This is a genomic window from Azospirillaceae bacterium (assembly GCA_028283825.1).
Taxonomy (GTDB): domain Bacteria; phylum Pseudomonadota; class Alphaproteobacteria; order Azospirillales; family Azospirillaceae; genus Nitrospirillum.
The window spans coordinates 472778-492558 of sequence record JAPWJW010000005.1; the positions used below are offsets into that span (position 1 = coordinate 472778).

Sequence of the window (19781 nt, forward strand, 5' to 3'; positions counted from 1 at the left end):
CTTTATCGTCTCGGGTATCATCGTCGGGCCCACAGAAGCCCTGAGGATGCCTGCCATGATGCTCCGCCGCCGTTCCCTGTTGACCCTGGCGGCGGTGACGCCGGTGTTGAGCGTGGTGGGGCGGGGGGCCCGGGCGGCACAGGCGCCGACCCCGGAAGGGGCGGTGCCGTCGGCGCGGCAACTGAACTGGCACGCGCTGGCGGCCTACGCCTTCGTGCATTTCAGCATCAACACCTTTACCGACCGGGAATGGGGCTACGGCGATGAATCGCCGGCCCTGTTCAACCCGTCCGACTTCGATGCCGACCAGATCGCGGCCACGGCCAAGGCGGCGGGCCTGCGTGGCCTGATCCTGACGGCCAAGCATCATGACGGCTTCTGCCTGTGGCCCAGCGCCTATACCGACCACAGCGTCAGGAACAGCCCCTACAAGGGCGGCCAGGGCGATATCGTGCGGGAGATGTCGGACGCCTGCCGCCGCCAGGGCCTTGCCTTTGGCCTCTATCTCTCCCCCTGGGACCGCAACCACGCGGACTATGGCCGGCCGACCTACCTGACCTATTACCGCAACCAGTTGCGCGAATTGCTGACCGGCTACGGCCCGCTGTTCGAGGTGTGGTTTGACGGCGCCAACGGCGGCGACGGCTATTACGGCGGCGCGCGGGAGAAGCGCACCATCGATGCCCGGACCTTCTACGACTGGTCCAACACCTGGAAGCTGGTGCGGGACCTGCAGCCCCAGGCCGTGATCTTCGGCGAATGGGGCGAGGATCCGCACGGCCCCTGGGCGTCGGACGCCCGCTGGGTGGGTAATGAGGAAGGGTACGCCGGCGATCCGTGCTGGGCCACGGTGGGCGATGCGCCTTATACCCAGGCCATCGGCCAGAACGGGGTGCGCGGCGGCGCCAACTGGCGCCCGGCGGAGGTGGACGTGTCCATCCGCCCCGGCTGGTTCTGGCACGAGCGCGAGGATGGCGATGTCAAGTCGACCGCCCGTCTGCTGCGCCTCTATTTCGAATCCGTGGGCCGCGGCGCCAATCTGATCCTGAACCTGCCGCCCGACCGGCGCGGCCGCATTCCCGACCATGACGCCGCCAATCTGCGGGCCCTGGGCGACATCCTGCATGCCACCTTCGGCCATGACCTGGCGGCGGGCGCCCGGCTGATGGCCAGCGACGCGCGCGGGCCCGCCTTCGGTCCCGACAGGGTGATGGACGGGCGCGCCGACACCTATTGGGCGCCCAGGGACGAGGTGCGCGCGGCCCACCTGATCCTGGATCTGCCCGGCGCGCGTACCTTCGACGTCGTCTCCTTGCGCGAATACATCCCCCTGGGTCAGCGCGTGGGCACCTTCGCCTTGGACACTTGGGATGCGACGCGGAAGGACTGGGTCGAATTCGCCCGGCACCAGGCCATCGGCAGCCAGCGCCTGGTGCGCCTGGCCGCCCCCCTGACCACCACCCGCGTGCGGCTGCGCATCCTGGATGCCAGTGCCTGCCCCGCCATCCGGGAGGTCGGCCTGTTCCGTTTGCCCGAGGTGCTGGACGAACCCGTCATCGCCCGTGACCGCGCGGGCCGGGTCACCCTGTCCAGTGCTGAGCCGGGGGTGGAGATCCGCTACACCGTGGACGGCAGTGCGCCCACCGCATCCTCTCCCCTTTATGCCGGGCCGTTCGCCTTCCCCGATGCGGGCGTGATCAAGGCGCTGTGCCGCCAGCCGCGCACCGGCGCGCTCAGCAGCGTCGCCGGCCGGCCGGTGGAGGTGTCCAAGGCCGGCTGGCGGGTGGTGTCCGCCAGCACACCGGGGGCGGAGGTTCTGATTGATGACGACGGCGCCACCCTCTGGACCACCGCCGGTGCCTTGCCGCAGGAGGTGGTGATCGATCTGGGCATGTCGCGCACGCTGAAGGGTTTCACCCTGCTGCCGACCCAGCACCGGCCGGACGGTGTCGGCGCGCCGGCGGGCTACGCGGTACAGGTGGGGCTCGATGGCAAGGATTGGGGCCAGCCGGTGACCGGGGAATTTTCCAACATCGCCGCCAACACCGGCTTGCAACGCGTGCTGTTCGACCGGTCGGCCAGTGGCCGCTACCTGCGGCTGGTCATCACCCGGGCGGCCGGCGGTGAAGGTCAGGTGGCCTTTGCCGAGGTGGGTGTCATCACCCGCTGAGCCGTCGGCCGGTCAGGGCTGGGGGATCAGCCAGGCTTCCGCGACTTGGTGCCCCCGGCCGCTGCCGCCCATGCCGGGCGGCCGGGTCCAGGCCAGTTCCAGTTGGCCGTCCTTCACGGCGGCCGCTGGGATGTCGAACTCCACCGTTTCCGGGTTTTGCGTCCGGGGGCGGGCGGGGTGGATTTCGATGCCGCCACCGGCCACCAGGCGCATGGGCAGGGCATACCCTTCGCCGGCGTAGGTTACGCGCAACCGATAGCGGCGCGCCGGGTCCAGGTGCTGGTAGCGCAGGGTGATGGGCCGGTCGTACAACGTCTCCGCATAGGTGACCCAGGACAGGCGCCAGCCGTCATCCGGCGTGGTGTCGGCGATGCCGTCGATGGCAGTGTCGTACAGTTCCGGGTCCTGGTCGAACCCGGTCCCCCGCACCAGGTGCGGGGAATTGTCCGGGTCGCCCAGATCATCATAACGGCTGCCGGGGACGGGATGCGCCCAGTCCACGATTTCCGCCAGGCGCCGTTGCCGCGCCGCCTCCGTCGGCAGGGCGCCGATGGTGGCGAACTGGCGGGTCAGCCAGACGCGGTCGTTCAGGCTGGTGTCGATGCGATCCAGGTTGGCGCCGCGCTCCACCCCCGACGCGCCGTACAGCTTGACGCTCAATTGCAGGCCTACGTCCTGGAACAGCCGGCCGGCCAGGTCGAACAGGCGGTCGCGCAGGGCCAGCGTCTCGGCGCTGTCGCCGGCGGACAGCGCCTGGGCCGCGGCGGTCATTGCGGCGGCGCTGCCGGTGGCGGGGGCATGGGCCAGGGCCGTCAGCGCCTGGGCCTCACGGTCCGCCTCCGCCACCGCCCGGGCGCGGGCATAGGCGTCGTAATGGGCGCGGTACAACAGCGATTCCAGGCGCCAGTTGCGCCGCTGGTCCGCCGCCTCCAGCCGCTGGAAGCCTTGGCATGTGGCGTCGATACCGGCGTTGGCCCGGATGGGGCCGCGCCAGTTGTCCTCCAGCCCCTGGATCAGGGGGGGCAGGGTATCGGCCGCATCGCCGCCGATGAAATAGCGGGCGTAGTCGCGCAGCGTGTCCTGCGGGGCGGTATCCGGGTCCCAGCCCAGGCGGGTCCACAGCACCTTGTTGACGTCGTCGTTCACGCCCTCGGAATAGGTCACGAAACCGTTGGTCAAGGGTGATAAATGGCGAAAAATGGCCGTCTCATCCTGCGGGCGGGGATTGATGGGCTCCCGCCCCTCCAGCAGGGCGAAGGCCAGATCCCAATTGGGCACGGGGAACTGGGCGTGCAGGGCGTGGCCGATGTCGGGATAGAACTGGATGGGATAAATGGCCGGGATGCGGGCACGTTGCACCGGCATGGGGTCGCGTGACTGCGGCCCGAAAAACACGCCGGTCAGCCAGGCGGGCTTCTCCGCCAGCAGGGCGTAGAATTCCTCATACGTCGCCTGGTCGAACCCCTGGCCCGACACCCAGACCTCGGCACCCGGGTGATAGCGGCGCAGGATCGCCGCCTCCTGCGCCAGCAGGGGGAACAGCAGGCGGGGCGGCGTGTGGCCGGGGTCACCACCCGGCACGTACAGGGCGTGGATGGCGGGGAAGTGCTGCACCAGATCCTCGAACGCCGCCAACTCCGCCGCCACGGCGCCGGGGGCGGCGTAGTCCTTAGCCATCTCCGGATAGAACAGGTCGCAGTCCAGGCCGTACTTGGCCAGGATCCGCGCGATGCCGATATCGGTATCCAGCGCCGGGGCCGGGAACAGCGGGCTGACGGGATCGTCGTCCGACGCCGGCGCGATCAGTTGCACGGCATTGGCGCCGAATACCGCCAGGTCGCGGATCTGCTGTTCGAACTGTGCCAGGGTCCAGGCGTCATAGGTGTTGTTCTTGAAACGATAGCCGATCTGGTGGCCGCGCACGGGATAGCGCGGGCTGGTGGACAGGTTCAGCGCCTGGTCCAGCGTCGTGGAACCTGAGCGCATGTCCAGGGTTCGCAGCAGGTGGCCCACGCCGTAGAGAATGCCCCGGCTGTCGTTGCCGGCGATGACCAGCAGGGCGTGGCCGTGGTCGTCCAGCGTGCGCAGGGTATAGCCTTCGGCCGGTCTCGCCCCCTGCGGTGGTGCCCAATGCAGACCATGGGGCAGCAGGCGGGCGATCTGGTCGACGCGGCCAATGACGATGCGGGGCGCATCCGGTGCCCCTGGGCCCCATGACACGCCCGTGCGTTTGGCGACCTCATCCACCAGCAGGGCCGCGGCGGCGGCCTCCGGCCCCGTGCGGTCGGCGGCGGTGACCAGGGTGGCGTGGGTCAGGTCCAGCGGGGCCGCGTGCGCGGTGCCCGCCAGCAGGACCGCCAGCAGCGGACCGAAAAAATGGACGCGGCGCATGGGGGCGTCAGGAGGCCCAGAGGCGGGCGGCACCCCGCACGCCGGAGGAATCACCCCAGCGCGCCTTCAGGATCTTGGCTTCCCAGGTGTCGGTGAACAGGTAGGGCAGGATCGCCTCGGGCAGGCGGTCATAGATTTCCTGCACGTTGGACAGGCCGCCGCCCAGCACGAAGACATCCGGGTCCACCATGTTGCAGACCACGGCCATGCCCCGGCCTAGGCGGCTGATGAAACGGTCGAAGGCGGCCTCGGCCTCGGGCACGCCCCGGCGCATGTCGGCGATGATGGTCTCGGCGTCGTTCTTGCGGCCGGACACGGCCTGGTAATCGCGTTGCAGGCCGCTGCCCGACACCCAGGTCTCCAGGCAGCCTTCTTTGCCGCACCAGCAGATGGGGCCCGGCACCTCATTGGCCTTGGGCCAGGGCAGGGCGATGTGGCCCAACTCCCCCGCCAGGGCGTTGGCGCCCTCCACCAGGCGGCCGTTGACCACCAGGCCGCTGCCGCAGCCCGTGCCCAGGATGACGGCGAAGGCGATGCGCGCACCCACGGCGGCGCCGTCCATCGATTCCGACAGCGCCAGGCAGTTGGCGTCGTTGGCGACGCGGACATCGCGACCCAGAGCGGCGCTGATGTCGTCATGGAACAGCCGGCCGTTCAGCCAGACGGAGTTGGCGTTGCGCATCAGCCCCGTCTGGGGGGAGATGGAACCGGGCAGGCCGATGCCCACCGTGCCCTTGGCCCCGGCCTCCGCCTCCACCCGGTGGACCAGGTCGCGGATGGCGGCGATGGCGCCGTCATAGCTGCCGGGGTTGGGCACGCGGATGCGGGACAGGAATTCACCGTCCGGACCCAGGGCGGCCGCCTCGATCTTCGTGCCGCCGAAATCTATGCCGATCTGGATCATGACGGATGCTCCAACCCTGTTCCCTGTGCGCTTTGCTTTGCGTGTGTTCTTGCTGTCGGCGGCCCGCCGCCATCTTGCCCTGAGGCCGAAACGCGCGGGGGCATGATAGTGGAGATATTATATATGAAAATTAAAATATTAATCGGCTGCCGCCTGTTCGACGTTGACGTGCACGCGAATCCTGCGATCGACCATTCCCCATCCGCCCATTTCCTCATCCCGCCGCCGTTTTCATCAGGGTCATGCGGGTGGGCAACAGGCGGTCGTTGAAGGGCAGGATGGCGGCGCCGATGGCGGGGGCGTCCTGGGCCATGGCGGCGCGGTGCACGGGGATCATCACCGGCACCAGATCGCCCCGGGTGCGCAGTTTGCGGTTGATGCGGTGCGCCAGGCTGTCCAGCAACTCCAGCGGCAACCGCCCACCCAGGAAGACGGACTCCGGGTTGATCAGGCAACTCATGGAAATCAGCGGATCCAGCAGCAGGTCGCTGGCCATGTCCAACCAGCGGCCCAGGATGTCCTTGCCGGCGGCGTTCAGGGTGCGCAACTGCCCGGGCCGGCTGACCGCGTGGCCGTTGGCGGCCAGCAGCGAATAGAGGGCGGACAGGGACACCACGTTCTGCAGGGGCTGGGGATAGGGGTTGCCGGTGCGCACCGGCAGGAAGCCGATCTCGCCGCTGCGGCCATTGGCGCCGATGATGGCGTTGCCGTTGATCACCAGGCCGCCACCCAGGCCATGGCTGATCAGGATGTAGAAGAAGCTGGGGTCGCGCATGCCGTGGCCAAACTGCAGTTCGCCCAGGGCGGCCGCGGTGGCGTCGTTCTCGACATAGACGGGCAGGGCCAGCGGTTCGGCGAACAAGGATGGCACGTGGATGGCCTTCCACACCTCATACTCCGGCGGGGCGCCGGTCGCGTCGCCGCGCAGCAGGTCGCTCCGCAGCAAATCGTTCCGCACCAGGTCGTTGGGCATGGCGACGCCGATGCCGGTCAGCCGGTCCATGGGCAGGTCGCCGTCGGCCTTCAGGGTGTCGATCTGTTCCTGGAAAAAGTCGGCGACGATGGCTGGCGAGGCGAACGCCACCTCCAGCGTCGCCCGGCGGCGCACATGGCCCAGCAGGTCCAGCACCACCAGGGTGACGTGGTCGCGGTCGACGTTGACGCCGATGGAAAAGCAGCCGTCCGGATTAATGGCCAGGGGAATGGCCGGCTGCCCCCGGCCACCGTGCAGCCGTTCCACCTCGATGATCAGGCCGTCGTTCAGCAGGCGCTTGGTGATGTTGGTGATGGCGGGTGGTGTCAGCCCCGTCAGGTTGCCCAGTTCCGTCCGGGTGATGGGCCCGCTGACCCGGATGGCCTGCAACACGATGCGCTGGTTGTAATCGCCGGCACGCTCAATGTTCGTGCCCGACAGGCTGGCGCTGACCGTCGCATGCAGGGTCGCCCGATTCTGGCGGGTGGGCGGCGTCATCCAACCAGTCCTTTTCAGGTTTCAGGGAACGCCGCCGTGCGCCCGGCGGCGACGTTCGAAGCAGCTCTATGACGCGGCATTTTTTGCAGGAAATGCAACGATAGTGATATCTCTCCCGACAGCGTTGTCAACGCGAGATGTTCGGGTTATCGCGCGGCGAGGGGGTGGTTCCGGCGCCAAAGCGGGCCAGCAGCAGGCTGCCCTCCAGCGCGTCACCCTCGGGTTCCACCAGCAGCGACTGTGCCCAGGGGCTGAGCCAGGGGGTCAGGGGCTGGGCTAGGCCGCCCATCAGGCACAGGCGCGGCGCGCCCAAGGCCACCAGCCGGTGCATGTAGGATTCCAGGTTGGCCACCGCCTGGCCGATGATGGCGATGGCGACAAGGTCGCCCTGGGCCGCGAAGGCCAGAACCTCAGGCGCCAGCTTGCCGTAGTCGGCGGGCTTGGCCCGGTCGGCCCAGGCGACGATGGCGGCCGGCGTGGGGCCCAGGGCCGCCCGTACGTGACGGGTCAGGGCGGTTTCCGCCACCAGCCCGTCATGGCCGCGCAGGGCGGCGCGGACGGCGTCGCGGCCGATACTGGCGCCGCTGCCCTCGTCCGACACCTCGAAGCCCCAGCCGCCGACGATGTGCGGCCGGCCCTGCACCAGGGCATAACCCGCACTGCCGGTGCCGGTGATCAGGATGGCGCCGTCGCGGCCGGAAAAGGCACCCAGGCAGGCGGTATGGGCGTCGGTTTCCAGGGTCAGGCCGGCGAAGCGGGGGCCGGCGGCGCGGGTGCGGAGCCGGTCGTCGTCATTGGTCACGGCCGGCCAGGCCCAGGCCGGCATGGGTTTGGTCCAGCGCGTCGCGGTCCAGGCCCGCCTGTGCCAGGGCGCCGTCGGCGGCATCCAGGATGCTGCCCCAGGCCAGATCCAGGCCCAGGCGGATGTTGGCGGGGCCGCCCAGGCCCTCCCCCAACAGCGCACCACGGGCGTCGCGCAACCGGGCGCGGCACTTGGTGCCGCCACCGTCGATTCCAAGGAAATAAAGGGGTGTCGAAGTCATTGCCACGCTTTTGGGATAGGGGACGCTCAGGCGGTCGAAACACCTGCCGGTGTTGGGAAGGAGGCCGACGATCACGCGATGGCCGAATCCAGGGATTCGGGCTTGGCCGCCTTCGGGCCGATGCGATGGCCCCACAGCGCGTAGAACAGGATGTAGAGGTAGGCCGGCGCCATCAGGGCCAGGAATACGGCCTGGAAGTCGTGCTCCTGCTTCAGGTGGACGAACAGTTGGGGAAGGATGGCGCCGCCGGCGATGCCCATGATCATCAGGGCCGACCCGGTCTCGGTGTGGCGGCCCAGGCCGCGGATGCCCAGCGGGAAGATGGCCGGCCACATCATGGCGTTGGCGAAGCCCAGGGCCGCCACGCAGGCGACCGAGGCATAACCTTGGGTCGCATAGGCGGCCACCGTCAGCACCGCGCCCAGGGCGGCGGAGAAGGCGAGATAGCGTTCCTGCGACAGCACCCGGGGAATCAGCGCCAGGCCGCCCAGGTATCCCGCCAGCATGGCCGCCAGGGTGAAGGAGGTGAAGAACTTGGTCTCATCCAGCGGCAGGTCGAAGCCATGGCCGTAGGTGCCGATGGCATCGCCGGCCATGACCTCCACACCGACATACAGGAACAGGCACAGCACGCCCAGCCACAGGTGCGGGAAATGCAGGATGCCGGGGCCCTGGGTGCGGCCCTGGGCCTGGTCTTCCGGGGCGGCGTTGGCCGTGCCGGCGCTGATTTCCGGCAGGGGCGAGCGGATGACCCACACGGCCAGCAGGGCCAGCAGGCCGGCCATCGCCAGGTAGGGCGCGTGGATCTTGGCGGCGAACGCGTCCAGGATCTGCTCCTTCGCCTCAGGGCTGCCGGCCGCCTGCACCCGCTGGTCCAGGTCGCCGATCCCGTTCAGCACCACGGCGCCGATGGCAACGGGCGCCAGCATGCCGGCGATCTTGTTGCAGATGCCCATGACGGCGATGCGCTGGGCCGCACTTTCGATGGGGCCGAGGATGCTGATGTAGGGGTTGGCGGCGGTTTGCAGCAGCGACAGGCCGGCACCGATGATGAACAGGCCGACCAGCGCGCCACCGAAGACGCGGTTGGTGGCGAATTCCCCGAAGATGAAGGCGCCGACCGCCATGATCAGCAGGCCGGCCCCCATGCCCTTCTTCATGCCGGTGAATCGCAGCAGGACGGAGGAGGGCAGGGACAGGAAGAAGTAGGACAGGTAAAACACCATAGGGACCAGGAAGGCGTTCACGTCATCCAGGTTGAAGGCCAGTTTCACAAACGTGATCAATGGCCCGTTCAGCCAGGTCACGAATCCGAAAACAAAAAAAAGAACTCCGATCACGATCATCGGCGTCTTGCCTTGAGGGTGCGCGCCCATGCCTTCAGATCCCATGCCCGTCCTGCCTTTCGTTTTCCCTTGGGGGATGTGCCTGTCCCTCTTATATACGCCCGTCCGGGCGCATGTCCGGCACCCCTGAGGGGCCAGTGGACTGGCGGAAGCCTTTTCCTTCCTTGGTCCCACAATGCCCGGATCCTGGCCAGACGCCAATTATAAAATCAAATTAAAAAAGTATTGACGAGGGGGTGGGATATCCGACAGCCTGGGGATCGCTGAGACCCTATTCGGAACACCGATGTGGGGCGGATTGAAAATAATCCGCGCAGGGCTGCAAGAAACAAAGTCGGAACGGGGATTGACTCATGGGAATCAAGAAATACGCATTGGCGACGACCATACTGGCCACCATGGGCTTGGGGGCCCAGGCCTTGGCGCAGACCACCGCGCAGACCGCGAATACGGACGATGACCTGCAAGAGGTGGTCGTTACCAGCATTCGCAAGAGCCTTGAACGCTCGATTGAAGTGAAGCGCGAGGCGAATGCTATCGTCGACGTGATTTCCGCCGAAGGCGTGGGCAAGTTCCCGGACACCAATGTCGCGGAATCCTTGTCGCACCTGCCGGGCATCAACGTCGACCATCAGTTCGGTGAAGGTGAGAAGATCAGCATCCTGGGCACCGACCCGGCGCTGAATCGCGTATTGGTGGATGGCCAGACCATCGGCTCGGCCGACTGGGGCGGCAACCCCAACGACCCGAACAGCCGCACCTTCAACTACTCGCTGCTGTCGCCGGAAATCATCGACCAGGCCGAAGTCTACAAATCGACCGAAGCCCGCATCGACGAAGGCAGCCTGGGTGGCACGGTCATCATCCACACCCGCAAGCCGTTGGACCTGGACGCGAATACCATGCGCGCCTCCCTCGGCTACTCGTACAACACCCGTTCGGAGGAGGGGAACCCCAAGGGCTCCCTGATGTACAGCTGGAAGAACGCGGCCAGCAACTTCGGTGTCCTGGTCGCCGGCACCTATGACAAGGAAGACCTGTCGCGCGCCGGTATCGAGTTCTTCGGTTACAACAAGGGCAGCACCATCACCTCCAACCCGACGGTGACGGGCACCGGCAGCCTGGCGACCGCCACGTATCCGGCCGGCATCAACGCCGCCTACTTCGAACAGACGCGTGAGCGCGAGGGCCTGCAGGCCGCCGTGCAGTACCAGCCGACCGACACCATCGACCTGAACCTGTCGGGCATCTACATCCACGGCAACTACAACAACTACAGCCAGTCGCGCTTCATCTACCCGGCGGCCAGCACCGGCGCCTTCCAGGCGGTGACGCTGAACAATGGCCTGATCACCGGCGCCACGCTGGGCAACGGCGCCTATACCGAGTTGGACACCAACTACCGCAAGACCACGGTGCAGACCGCCCGGGTCAACTTGGCCGGCACCTGGACGCCGACCAACGACTGGAAGGTCGCGACCGACGTCGGTTACACCCGCGCCTACGGCGGCAAGGATCCGGAATACCTGCTGTCGTTCTATTCCTCGGCGCCGTACAGCTTCAGCTACGACGGGTCGAAGACCAACGTCACCTACACCAACGGTTCCGCTTCGGGCAACGCGCTGTCCACCAACGGCACCGGCAGCCAGGTGGGCGGCATCGCGGCCCAGTTGAACGCCGACGCGGAAGCCTATGCCCAGACCGACATCACCCACGATGTCAACTGGGGCCCGCTGACCACCATCCAGGCCGGTTTCAAGTACACCGACCACACCAACCAGGTTCAGGCCTACGGTAGCAAGACCTACTCCGAGGGCTCCGTTTCGCTGGCGTCGCTGGGGGCCACCGCCATTCCCAACGGCCTGTTCAATGGCCTGAACGCCAGCGGCGACCTGGTGAACTTCTCCACCATCAGCAAGGCCGCGGTCGTCAGCTACATCGACTCGCTGCCCACCACCTACTACACGGACTATGGTTCCGAGTATAAGGTGACGGAGAAGAACGCGGACTCCTACATCCAGGCGAACTTCAAGGGTGACCGGTATCGCGGCAACATCGGTGTCCGTTACGTGCACACCGACGACGACATCAAGTATTGGAACTCGCCCGACGGCGGCACCACCTACGACGCCACGACGCAGAACAGCCGTTACGGCCGTTTCCTGCCGGCCGCCAACTTCGCCTATGACGTTTCCGATGATGTCGTGCTGCGCGCCGGTGCTGCCGAGGTGATCGCCCGTCCCCGTTACGCCGACATGGCGGGCGCCTTCTCCAAGGACGACACCCAGCACACCGCCAGCGGCGGCAACCCGAACCTGAAGCCCTACGAATCCAACAACTACGACGTTTCGGCCGAGTGGTACCCGAACAAGGACTCGATCCTGTCCGGCGAATTCTTCTTCCGCCAGATTTCGTCCTACATCGTCACCACGTCGGTGGAAGAGGTCCTGCCCGACAACACGCATGGCGGCACCGCCACCTATGACGTGTCCACGCCCGTGAACTACACGAACGCGAACGTGAAGGGCTTCTCGGCCATGTATCAGACCAATCTGATGTATGGCTTCGGCATCCAGACCAACTATACCTACGCCATTGCCGACACCAGCAACGGCTACAACATGCCGTACCTGTCCCGGCACACCTACAACGTCATTCCTTACTACGAAGACGGTCCCTTCCAGGCGCGTGTCAGCCTGGGCTGGCGGTCCAACTACTTCACCAGCATCGGTCGCCTGAATTCCACCAACATGACCGACAGCTACATGGAACTGGACTTCTCGGCTTCGTACTCCGTGAACGACAACATGCAGATCACGGTCGGCGGCACCAACCTGCTGGACGAACTGTACTACACCTACAACAACGTCAAGTCGGCGCCCATCGGTTACTACCGCAACGGCTCCGTCTACTCGGTCAGCATGTCCTACAAGATGTAAGTCTCCCTCCCCCTGGGGCGTCGTCAGCCATGGCGGCGCCCCATTTTTTTTAATATTAAAATAATCAAGGCAGTGGGTCCGTGGGGCTGACAAACGGGAGACGGGCGGGGTGGTATTCACAACGACGATAAAGGCGTGGCTGCGCCTGGCCGCCGTGGCGGGGGCGTTTCTCGCCGTGATGCCGGCCGTGGCCGCGACGCGGGTGGATCTGGATGCCGACTGGCAGTTCCGTACCGACCTGAAAGGCGAGGGCGCCCAGTTGGGCTGGCCCGCCAAGACGCCGGAACTGACCCGGCCGGTCAGTGTCCCCCATACCTGGAACCTGGGCCTCAATCACGATTACGATGGCATCGGTTGGTATTTCAAAACCCTGGCCTTGCCGGCCGCGATGGCCGGCAGCCACATCGAACTGCACTTCGGCGCCACCTTCTACAAGGCCCGTGTCTGGGTGAACGGCGTGGAGGTCGGCGGACATGAGGGCGGGTTCACCGCCTATTGGTTCGATGTCAGCGCCTTGGTGCATCCGGGTGAGAACCGCATCGCGGTCGCCATCGACAACCGGCCCGGTTTCGCCACCATCCCCGGCTACGCCATGCGGCAGGCCGGATCGGGCAACGCCTGGTACGACTGGTGGCGCTTCGGCGGCATCGTCCGTGACGTCTGGCTGAGTGTGGGAGATGAAGGCCTGATCCGCCGGCAGCGCGTCACCAGCACGCTACCCGCCGGCCCGGCGCCGGCCCAGGCGCGGGTCCACACCCAGATCTTCGTGGAAAACGTCGGCACGGCCGCGCAGGATTTCCGCATCAATACGGTGGCCTACGCGCCCGATGGCAGCGTTGCCGCCCGTGCCGAGGGGCACGATACCGTTGCGGCTGGTGCCAAGGATGCACCGGTCCTGGACTTGCCCATCATCCAGCCCAAGCTGTGGAACGTGGGCGCCGCCCAGCTGTACCGCGTCGTCACCGAACTGCGCGACGGCCAAGGGCGCCTGCTGGACCAGCATGAGGACAGCATCGGCCTGCGGAACGTGGAGGTGCGCGACCGCCATCTGTATGTGAACGGCCAGCGCGTGCGCCTCAGCGGCATCACCCGGCATGAGGAATCCCCCTGGGAAGGGCTGGCGGAAACCGCCGGTACCATCAAGTACGACTGGAACGATCTGGCGGCGCTGCACACCACCCTGACCCGGCCGGTGCATTATCCGCAAAGCCAGGCGGTGCTGGACGCGGCCGACCGCGACGGCATCCTGCTGGTGCCCGAAATCCCCGTCTGGCAGTTCAGCCAGGCGCAGCTGCGCGACCCGCGCGTCCAGGATCTGGCCAAGCGCATGCTGACGGAGGTGGTCGAGGAATCCGGCAACCACCCCAGCATCTTCGCCTGGAGTGTGTGTAACGAGAGCGACGCCTCCACCCCCGGCGGGGAGGCTTATGTCACCGCCATGAAGTCGCTGCTCAACACCATCGATCCCGGCCGCCTGGTGACCTTCGCCGACGCCGACATCGCCATCAAGCCGTGGCGGGACGAGGCGGTGATGCGCAATGTCGACTTCATCATGGCCAACGCCTATTTCGGCACCTGGAGCGGTGCGCCGGAAGAGGTGGAGCCCTGGCTGGACCATGTCGACCGCACCTATCCGGACAAGATGGTCATCATCTCCGAATTCGGCTGGCCGGGTCCCTTCTCCCGCAACCCGGCCGAGGCGGACAAGGCGCGGGCGGAGAATTTGCAAGGCCAGCTGGCGGCGTTCGAGAAGCGTGACTTCATCGGCGGCGCCATCTTCTGGAGCTACCAGGACTACAAATCCAGCCGCAACCTGTGGCCCGGCCAGGTCGAGGGGTATGTCGACCACGGCCTGGTGGATGAATTCCGCCAGCGCAAGCCGTCCTACTATGTCTGGGAAAAGCGGAATGAGCCGCTGACCGTCACCGCCGGGTGGCAGGTGGACAAGGACGGGCTGGATGGCTTCCACGCCCAGCTGATGCGCAACGGCCTGGGCACCATCCCGTCATACCCGTTGCTGGGCTACCGCGCGCACTGGCGCATGGTGGCCGATGGCGGCGCCGTGTTGGGCGAGGGGCAGGCGCCGCTGGAGGATTTGGACCACGTGACCACCCTGGCTGGCCATTGGCCATCCAAGCCGGGCCTGACTGGCGCCACCCTGACCCTGGATGTCCTGACCCCCACCGGCGTGCGGGCCGGCGGCACCACCCTGGACTATGCGCCGCTGCGTCTGGGCGCCGCCCATTTCTTGCCCGATCCCAAGCAATTGCCCAAAGAGGCCAAGCCATGACCCGCTCTTCCCATCAGCGTTTCCGGGCTGGCCTGCTGGTGGCGGCCATGGCCGTCATGCCGGTGATGGCCCATGCGGCGGCCGTTCCCACCGCACCCACCGCCGATACGATCTCGCCGGAACAGGCCGACGCCCAATGGCGCAAGGCGACGGCGGCCCACGCGCCGCAGCAGGCGGCGGAACTGAAGCGGGTGGCGGAGGGTGATGCCCAGGGGCCGTTCCGCCCCGACTGGGCCTCGTTGAAGGCCTATCAGGTGCCGCAATGGTATGCGGACGCCAAGTTCGGCGTCTTCATCCACTGGGGCCTCTACTCCGTGCCGGCCTTTGGCAGCGAGTGGTACTCGCGCAACATGTACACCGCCGGCACCAAGGAATATCAGCACCACATCGCGACATACGGCCCGCAGGACAAGTTCGGCTACAAGGATTTCATCCCCCTGTTCAAGGCGGCGAAGTACGACCCCCAGGCCTGGGCGGCGCTGTTCCGTGCGGCCGGCGCCCAGTACGTGGTGCCGGTGGCCGAACATCATGACGGCTTCGCCATGTACGACACCAAGCTGTCGGACTGGTCGGCGGTGCACATGGGGCCGAAGCGCGACCTGATCGGCGATTTGGCGAAAGCCGTGCGGGCGCAAGGCCTGCACTTCGGCCTGTCGTCCCACCGGGCCGAGCACGACTTCTTCTTTGATGAGGGGCGGAAGATTCCCTCTGACGTCAACGATCCGCGCAACGCCGATTTCTATGGCCCGGCCCAGTTGCGGGTGAAGGAGAAGGGGACGGAGGACGCCGACGTGTTCGGTGACTTCACCCCCGCCTCGCAGGCCTGGCTGGACGATTGGCTGGCGCGCTCGGCCGAACTGATCGACCTGTATCATCCCGACCTCGTCTATTTCGACTGGTGGATCGGCCACCCCACCTTCCGCGGCACGCTGCCCAAATTCCTGGCCTATTATTACAACGCCCAGGCCAAGCGGGGCGCCGGCGCCGTCGTCAATTACAAGATCGGTGCCTTCGCCGAGGGCGCCGGCGTGCTGGACATCGAACGTGGGCAGCTGCCGGGCATCCAGCCGCGGACCTGGCAGACCTGCACCTCCATCAGCAATGACAGCTGGGGCTATGTCGAGAACGACACCTACAAGCAGCCGCAGGCGCTGATCCACCTGCTGGCCGACGTAGTGTCCAAGAACGGCAATTTGCTGCTGAACATCGGCCCACGCGCCGATGGCAGCATCCCGCAGGGCGCCCAGGATACGCTGCTGGCCATGGGCGGCTGGCTGAAGGTCAACGGTGCCGCCATCTACGGCACCAAACCCTGGCGCCAGTTCGGCGAGGGCCCGACGGAGGTGGCGTCCGGTTCCTTCCAGGAAACCAAGACCAAGCCCTACACGGCCGACGACTTCCGCTTCACCGTGGGCAAGACCGGCGGCCTGTACGCCATCGAACTGGGCTGGCCCGTCGGCGGTGAGGCCGTCATCCATGCGCTGAAGGCCGATGACCATGTGAAGGGCGTCACCCTGCTGAGCGACAGCGCCGCCGGTGGTGTGACCATCGAATTCCGTCAGGCGACCGACGGCCTGCACCTGACGCTGCCCCACCAGCCGGTGGGTCAGTACGCCTACGTTTTCCGTATCGAGACCAACTGAATCGCTGCGGCCGCCTTGGCGGTCGCGGCTCCCCTCGGGTGACGCCAAGGTCACCCCCGGAAGGAGAAAGCATGAAGAGCCTGTTGGGAACCCTGGCCGTCGCGGTGACCGCGCTGACGGCCACGCTGGGCAGCTTCGCGGCCGAGGCCAAGGCGCCTACCGCGTTGTTCTATATGATGGAAACCCAGAAATCGATCAACTCGTTCGAAGAACACGTCGACAAGATCGACCTGCTGGTGCCCACCTGGTACGGCGTGGACCAGAACGGCCTGGTGTCCGGCGCGCCCAACCCCTATGTGCTGAAGCTGGCGCACCAGAACAAGGTGCCGGTCATGCCCATCCTCTCGCCCGTGAACAAGGACAAGTTCCACGAGCTGATGATGAATGAGACGGCCAAGAAGGCCATGATCGCGTCGCTGATCCAGCAGGCCAAGGAACACGGCCTGATCGGCTATCAGTTCGATTTTGAGAACATCGCCTGGACCGACCGCGATGCCTTCACCCTGATCACCAAGCAGACGGCCGATGCCCTGCACGCCGCCGGCCTGAAGCTGTCCATTGCCGTGGTGCCCAACGCGCCGGGCCATGCCGGCAAGGGGCCGTTTTCGAAGTGGATGTGGGAATACTGGCGCGGCGCCTTCGATTACAAGGCCCTGGCCGACGCGGTCGACCTGTTCTGCCTGATGACCTACGACCAGCATACCCGCTGGACCGTGCCGGGTCCGGTGGGCGGCATGCCCTGGGTGATGGAACACCTGAAGTACGCGCTGCAGTTCGTCCCTAAGGAAAAGCTGTCGCTGGGCATCGCCCTCTACGGTTACCGCTGGTACACCGACAACCCGGTCCGTGCCGACGGGACGGAGGCGTCCAACATCGCCGGCGCCTATTTCGACGCCGATGAATCCTTCCCTCTGGCCAAGCAGTACGATGCCAAGGTGCAGTGGGACCCGGTGGAACATGAGTCCTTCTATTACTTCTACCGCGACCAGATGCGGGAATGGGTGTCCATGCCCGACGCCCGCGCCTTCCACGACCGTTACGCCGTGGTGAAGGAATACGGCCTGGAAGGCTTCTGCTCCTGGGTACTGGGTTCGGAAGACCCCAAGGTCTGGGACGAGTTGCCCAAGGCGCAGCGTTAAAGAAGGGCGGCGGCATGAGGGGGCCCCATGCCGCCGTAGGCCCCGTCTCTTGAACACCGGGGAAGGGGCCGCCGGGAAGTTGAATAATGAAGGACGGCAGGGTGATGGGATTGGGAATGAAAACCGCGTTGGCGGTGATCGGATTGGCGGCCTTGATGGGAAGCACCGCCCTGGCCGCGTCGCTTCCAACGGTGGGCCCCATTCCCTTGCCGGCGGAGATGCAGATTGGACAAGGTAGCTTTACCTTGCCTGCAGGCGCTATCATCACCGTGCCGGCGGGCGATGCCCAGGCCCGGTTTGCGGCGTCGCAACTGGTTGACTTTGTGCAACGGGTGCGGGGCGTGTCCCTGAGTGTGCGTGAAGGGCAGGGCGATGCCGCCGTCACCCTGGCGCTGGCGCCGGATGCACCGGTGGATGAGGCCGAGGGCTATGTGCTGGACGTGGCGCCCAGTGGCATCCGCGTCACGGCACGGGATGAGGCTGGTCTTTATTACGGCGCCATGACGGTGGCCCAGCTGCTGACGCCAGAAGGCGGGCAGGGGGACGTTACCGTACCGGTGCAGCAGATCCGCGATTGGCCGCGTTTCCCCTGGCGCGGCATGATGCTGGACGTGGCCCGCCACTTCCAGCCCATGGACAGCGTCAAGGCCCTGGTCGATGAGATGGCGGCGCACAAGCTGAACCGCCTGCACCTGCATCTGAGCGACGACCAGGGCTGGCGCCTGGAGATCAAGCATTACCCCGACCTGACGCGCATCGGCGCCTGGCGCACGCCGCCTGCGGCGGATGGCAAGCCGGTACCGGAACGTTACGGCGGTTTCTACACCCAGGATCAGATCCGCGACCTGGTGGCCTATGCCGCCGCCCGGCACATCACTGTCGTGCCGGAAATCGACATGCCCGGCCACGCCCAGGCGGTCATGGCCTCATACCCCAAGATCGGCGTCACCGGCGCCCGGCCCAAGGTGGCGGTGGACTGGGGCGTGAACCCTTATCTCTACAATGTGAATGAGGCCAACTTCACCTTCATCCAGACCGTGCTGGATGAGGTGATGGCCCTGTTCCCGTCCACCTACATCCATGTCGGTGGGGATGAGGCGCTGAAGGATGAATGGAAGCAGTCGCCCAAGGTGCAGGCGCGCATGCGCGAGTTGGGCCTGAAGGATGAGAACGCGCTGCAATCCTGGTTCATCGAGCGCGTGGGCCGTTACCTCGCCGACCATGGCCGCCGCATGATCGGCTGGGATGAGATCCTGGAGGGCGGCATCCCCTCCACCGCCACCATCATGTCGTGGCGCGGCACCAAGGGGGCGGTGGACGCCGCCCGCCTGGACCATGACGTCATCCTGTCGCCGGCCCCCACCCTGTACCTGGACAGCCTGCAAAGCCGCCGGAATGATGAGCCATCGGGCCGCCTGGCCATCGTCAGCCTGGCCGACATCTACGCCTACGACGCCATGCCGGTGGGGGTGGATGCCGCCCAGGCACACCACGTGCTGGGTGCCCAGGGCAACCTGTTCACCGAATACATGATGACGCCGTGGCACGTGACCCATGCCGCCTTTCCCCGCATCGACGCCCTGGCGGAAGGCCTGTGGTCGCCCAAGGACAAGCGGGACTGGATAGGTTTCCTGACACGGCTGCCGGCCCAGATGGCGCGTTATCGCCAGTTGGGCGTGGAGGCGGCCGACAGCGCCTTCGCCGTGGACTTCCATATTGAAGACGGGGCCAACGCCGCGCTTGCCGCAGGATCCGCCACCCTGACCCTGTCCAACCAGGCCAATTTCGGCACCATCCGCTACACCACCGACGGCAGCGCACCCACCACCGCCTCGCCCCGCTATGAGATGCCGCTGAGCTTGCCCCTGCCGGCCACCATCCAGGCGGCGGTGTTCAGCGACGCCGGCCTGCCGCTGGCAGCCCCCCGCACCTATGACCTGACGCCCGACGCCCTGCGCACCCGCCAGAGCGGGGAGCTTATCGCCTGCCCGCAGGGGGAGATGGGCCTACGCATCCCGCTGCGGGCGGATGCGGACAAGACGGCGCCGGTCTACAACGTCAACCTGTTCGACGCCTGCTGGGTCTATCCCAAGGCGCGGATGGACGGCGTGACGTCCCTGACGGTGCGGGCCGCCCGCCTGGCCCGCAACTACGGCCTGGCGCATGACGCGGCGAAGGTGCGCAGCCATCCGGCCACCACGCCCAACGGCGAACTGGTGGTGCGGCTGGACAGCTGCGACGGCCCGGTGGCCGCCACCGTGCCCCTGCCCTCGCCCAAGACAGCACCCTTGCAATTCCCGCTGACGGCGGCGCTGCCGGCGGCGAGTGGGGAGCATGACATCTGCCTGATGTACACCGCCCCCATCACCGGGCCGCTGTATGCCATCGGAAGTGTCGGCTTGGGACTAGGTCATTGAGTAAGCTGATGCCAAACCGGAGGAAAAC

Annotated in this window: 12 protein-coding genes; 6 read left to right on the top strand and 6 right to left on the bottom strand. The window is 66.5% G+C overall.

All coding sequences use genetic code 11. The features are described 5' to 3' along the window. The first annotated feature begins 55 nt into the window (after positions 1–55). Positions 56–2170, top strand: coding sequence for an alpha-L-fucosidase (locus PW843_28715; GenBank protein MDE1150550.1), 2115 nt, complete (start codon positions 56–58; stop codon positions 2168–2170). Positions 2171–2182: 12 nt separating this feature from the next. On the opposite strand, the gene PW843_28720 is transcribed toward PW843_28715, so the two are convergent. The 6 genes from PW843_28720 to PW843_28745 form a co-directional block, all read right to left on the bottom strand. After that, entirely contained in the window at positions 2183–4561 is a 2379-nt protein-coding gene (locus PW843_28720; GenBank protein MDE1150551.1) for a hypothetical protein, read from the bottom strand. Positions 4562–4568: 7 nt separating this feature from the next. Continuing rightward, positions 4569–5465, bottom strand: coding sequence for an ROK family protein (locus PW843_28725; protein MDE1150552.1), 897 nt, complete (start codon positions 5463–5465; stop codon positions 4569–4571). Between the two features lie 214 nt (positions 5466–5679). Beyond that, entirely contained in the window at positions 5680–6936 is a 1257-nt protein-coding gene (locus PW843_28730) for an ROK family transcriptional regulator (GenBank protein ID MDE1150553.1), read from the bottom strand. A 127-nt stretch (positions 6937–7063) separates the two neighbouring features. Continuing rightward, positions 7064–7762, bottom strand: coding sequence for a BadF/BadG/BcrA/BcrD ATPase family protein (locus PW843_28735; GenBank protein ID MDE1150554.1), 699 nt, complete (start codon positions 7760–7762; stop codon positions 7064–7066). Continuing rightward, complete coding sequence (locus PW843_28740) at positions 7728–8054, bottom strand: BadF/BadG/BcrA/BcrD ATPase family protein (protein ID MDE1150555.1); 327 nt, start codon at positions 8052–8054, stop codon at positions 7728–7730. The genes PW843_28735 and PW843_28740 overlap by 35 nt, the downstream gene beginning before the upstream one ends. Beyond that, positions 8051–9355, bottom strand: coding sequence for a sugar MFS transporter (locus PW843_28745; GenBank protein ID MDE1150556.1), 1305 nt, complete (start codon positions 9353–9355; stop codon positions 8051–8053). The genes PW843_28740 and PW843_28745 overlap by 4 nt, the downstream gene beginning before the upstream one ends. Positions 9356–9699: 344 nt before the next feature. On the opposite strand from PW843_28745, the gene PW843_28750 reads away from it, so the two are divergent. From PW843_28750 to PW843_28770, 5 genes are all read left to right on the top strand, one after another. After that, positions 9700–12264 carry a TonB-dependent receptor gene (locus PW843_28750; GenBank protein ID MDE1150557.1) on the top strand — a complete coding sequence of 855 codons (2565 nt, stop codon included), beginning with the start codon at positions 9700–9702 and terminating at the stop codon, positions 12262–12264. 109 nt (positions 12265–12373) lie between these two features. Further along, the gene (locus PW843_28755) at positions 12374–14554 is read left to right on the top strand and encodes a glycoside hydrolase family 2 TIM barrel-domain containing protein (protein ID MDE1150558.1); all 2181 of its coding nucleotides are present in this window, start codon (positions 12374–12376) and stop codon (positions 14552–14554) included. After that, positions 14551–16197 carry an alpha-L-fucosidase gene (locus PW843_28760; GenBank protein MDE1150559.1) on the top strand — a complete coding sequence of 549 codons (1647 nt, stop codon included), beginning with the start codon at positions 14551–14553 and terminating at the stop codon, positions 16195–16197. The genes PW843_28755 and PW843_28760 overlap by 4 nt, the downstream gene beginning before the upstream one ends. Before the next feature lie 71 nt (positions 16198–16268). Then, the gene (locus tag PW843_28765; GenBank protein ID MDE1150560.1) at positions 16269–17336 is read left to right on the top strand and encodes a glycosyl hydrolase family 18 protein; all 1068 of its coding nucleotides are present in this window, start codon (positions 16269–16271) and stop codon (positions 17334–17336) included. 116 nt (positions 17337–17452) lie between these two features. After that, complete coding sequence (locus tag PW843_28770) at positions 17453–19753, top strand: family 20 glycosylhydrolase (GenBank protein MDE1150561.1); 2301 nt, start codon at positions 17453–17455, stop codon at positions 19751–19753. The last annotated feature ends 28 nt before the right edge of the window (positions 19754–19781 follow it).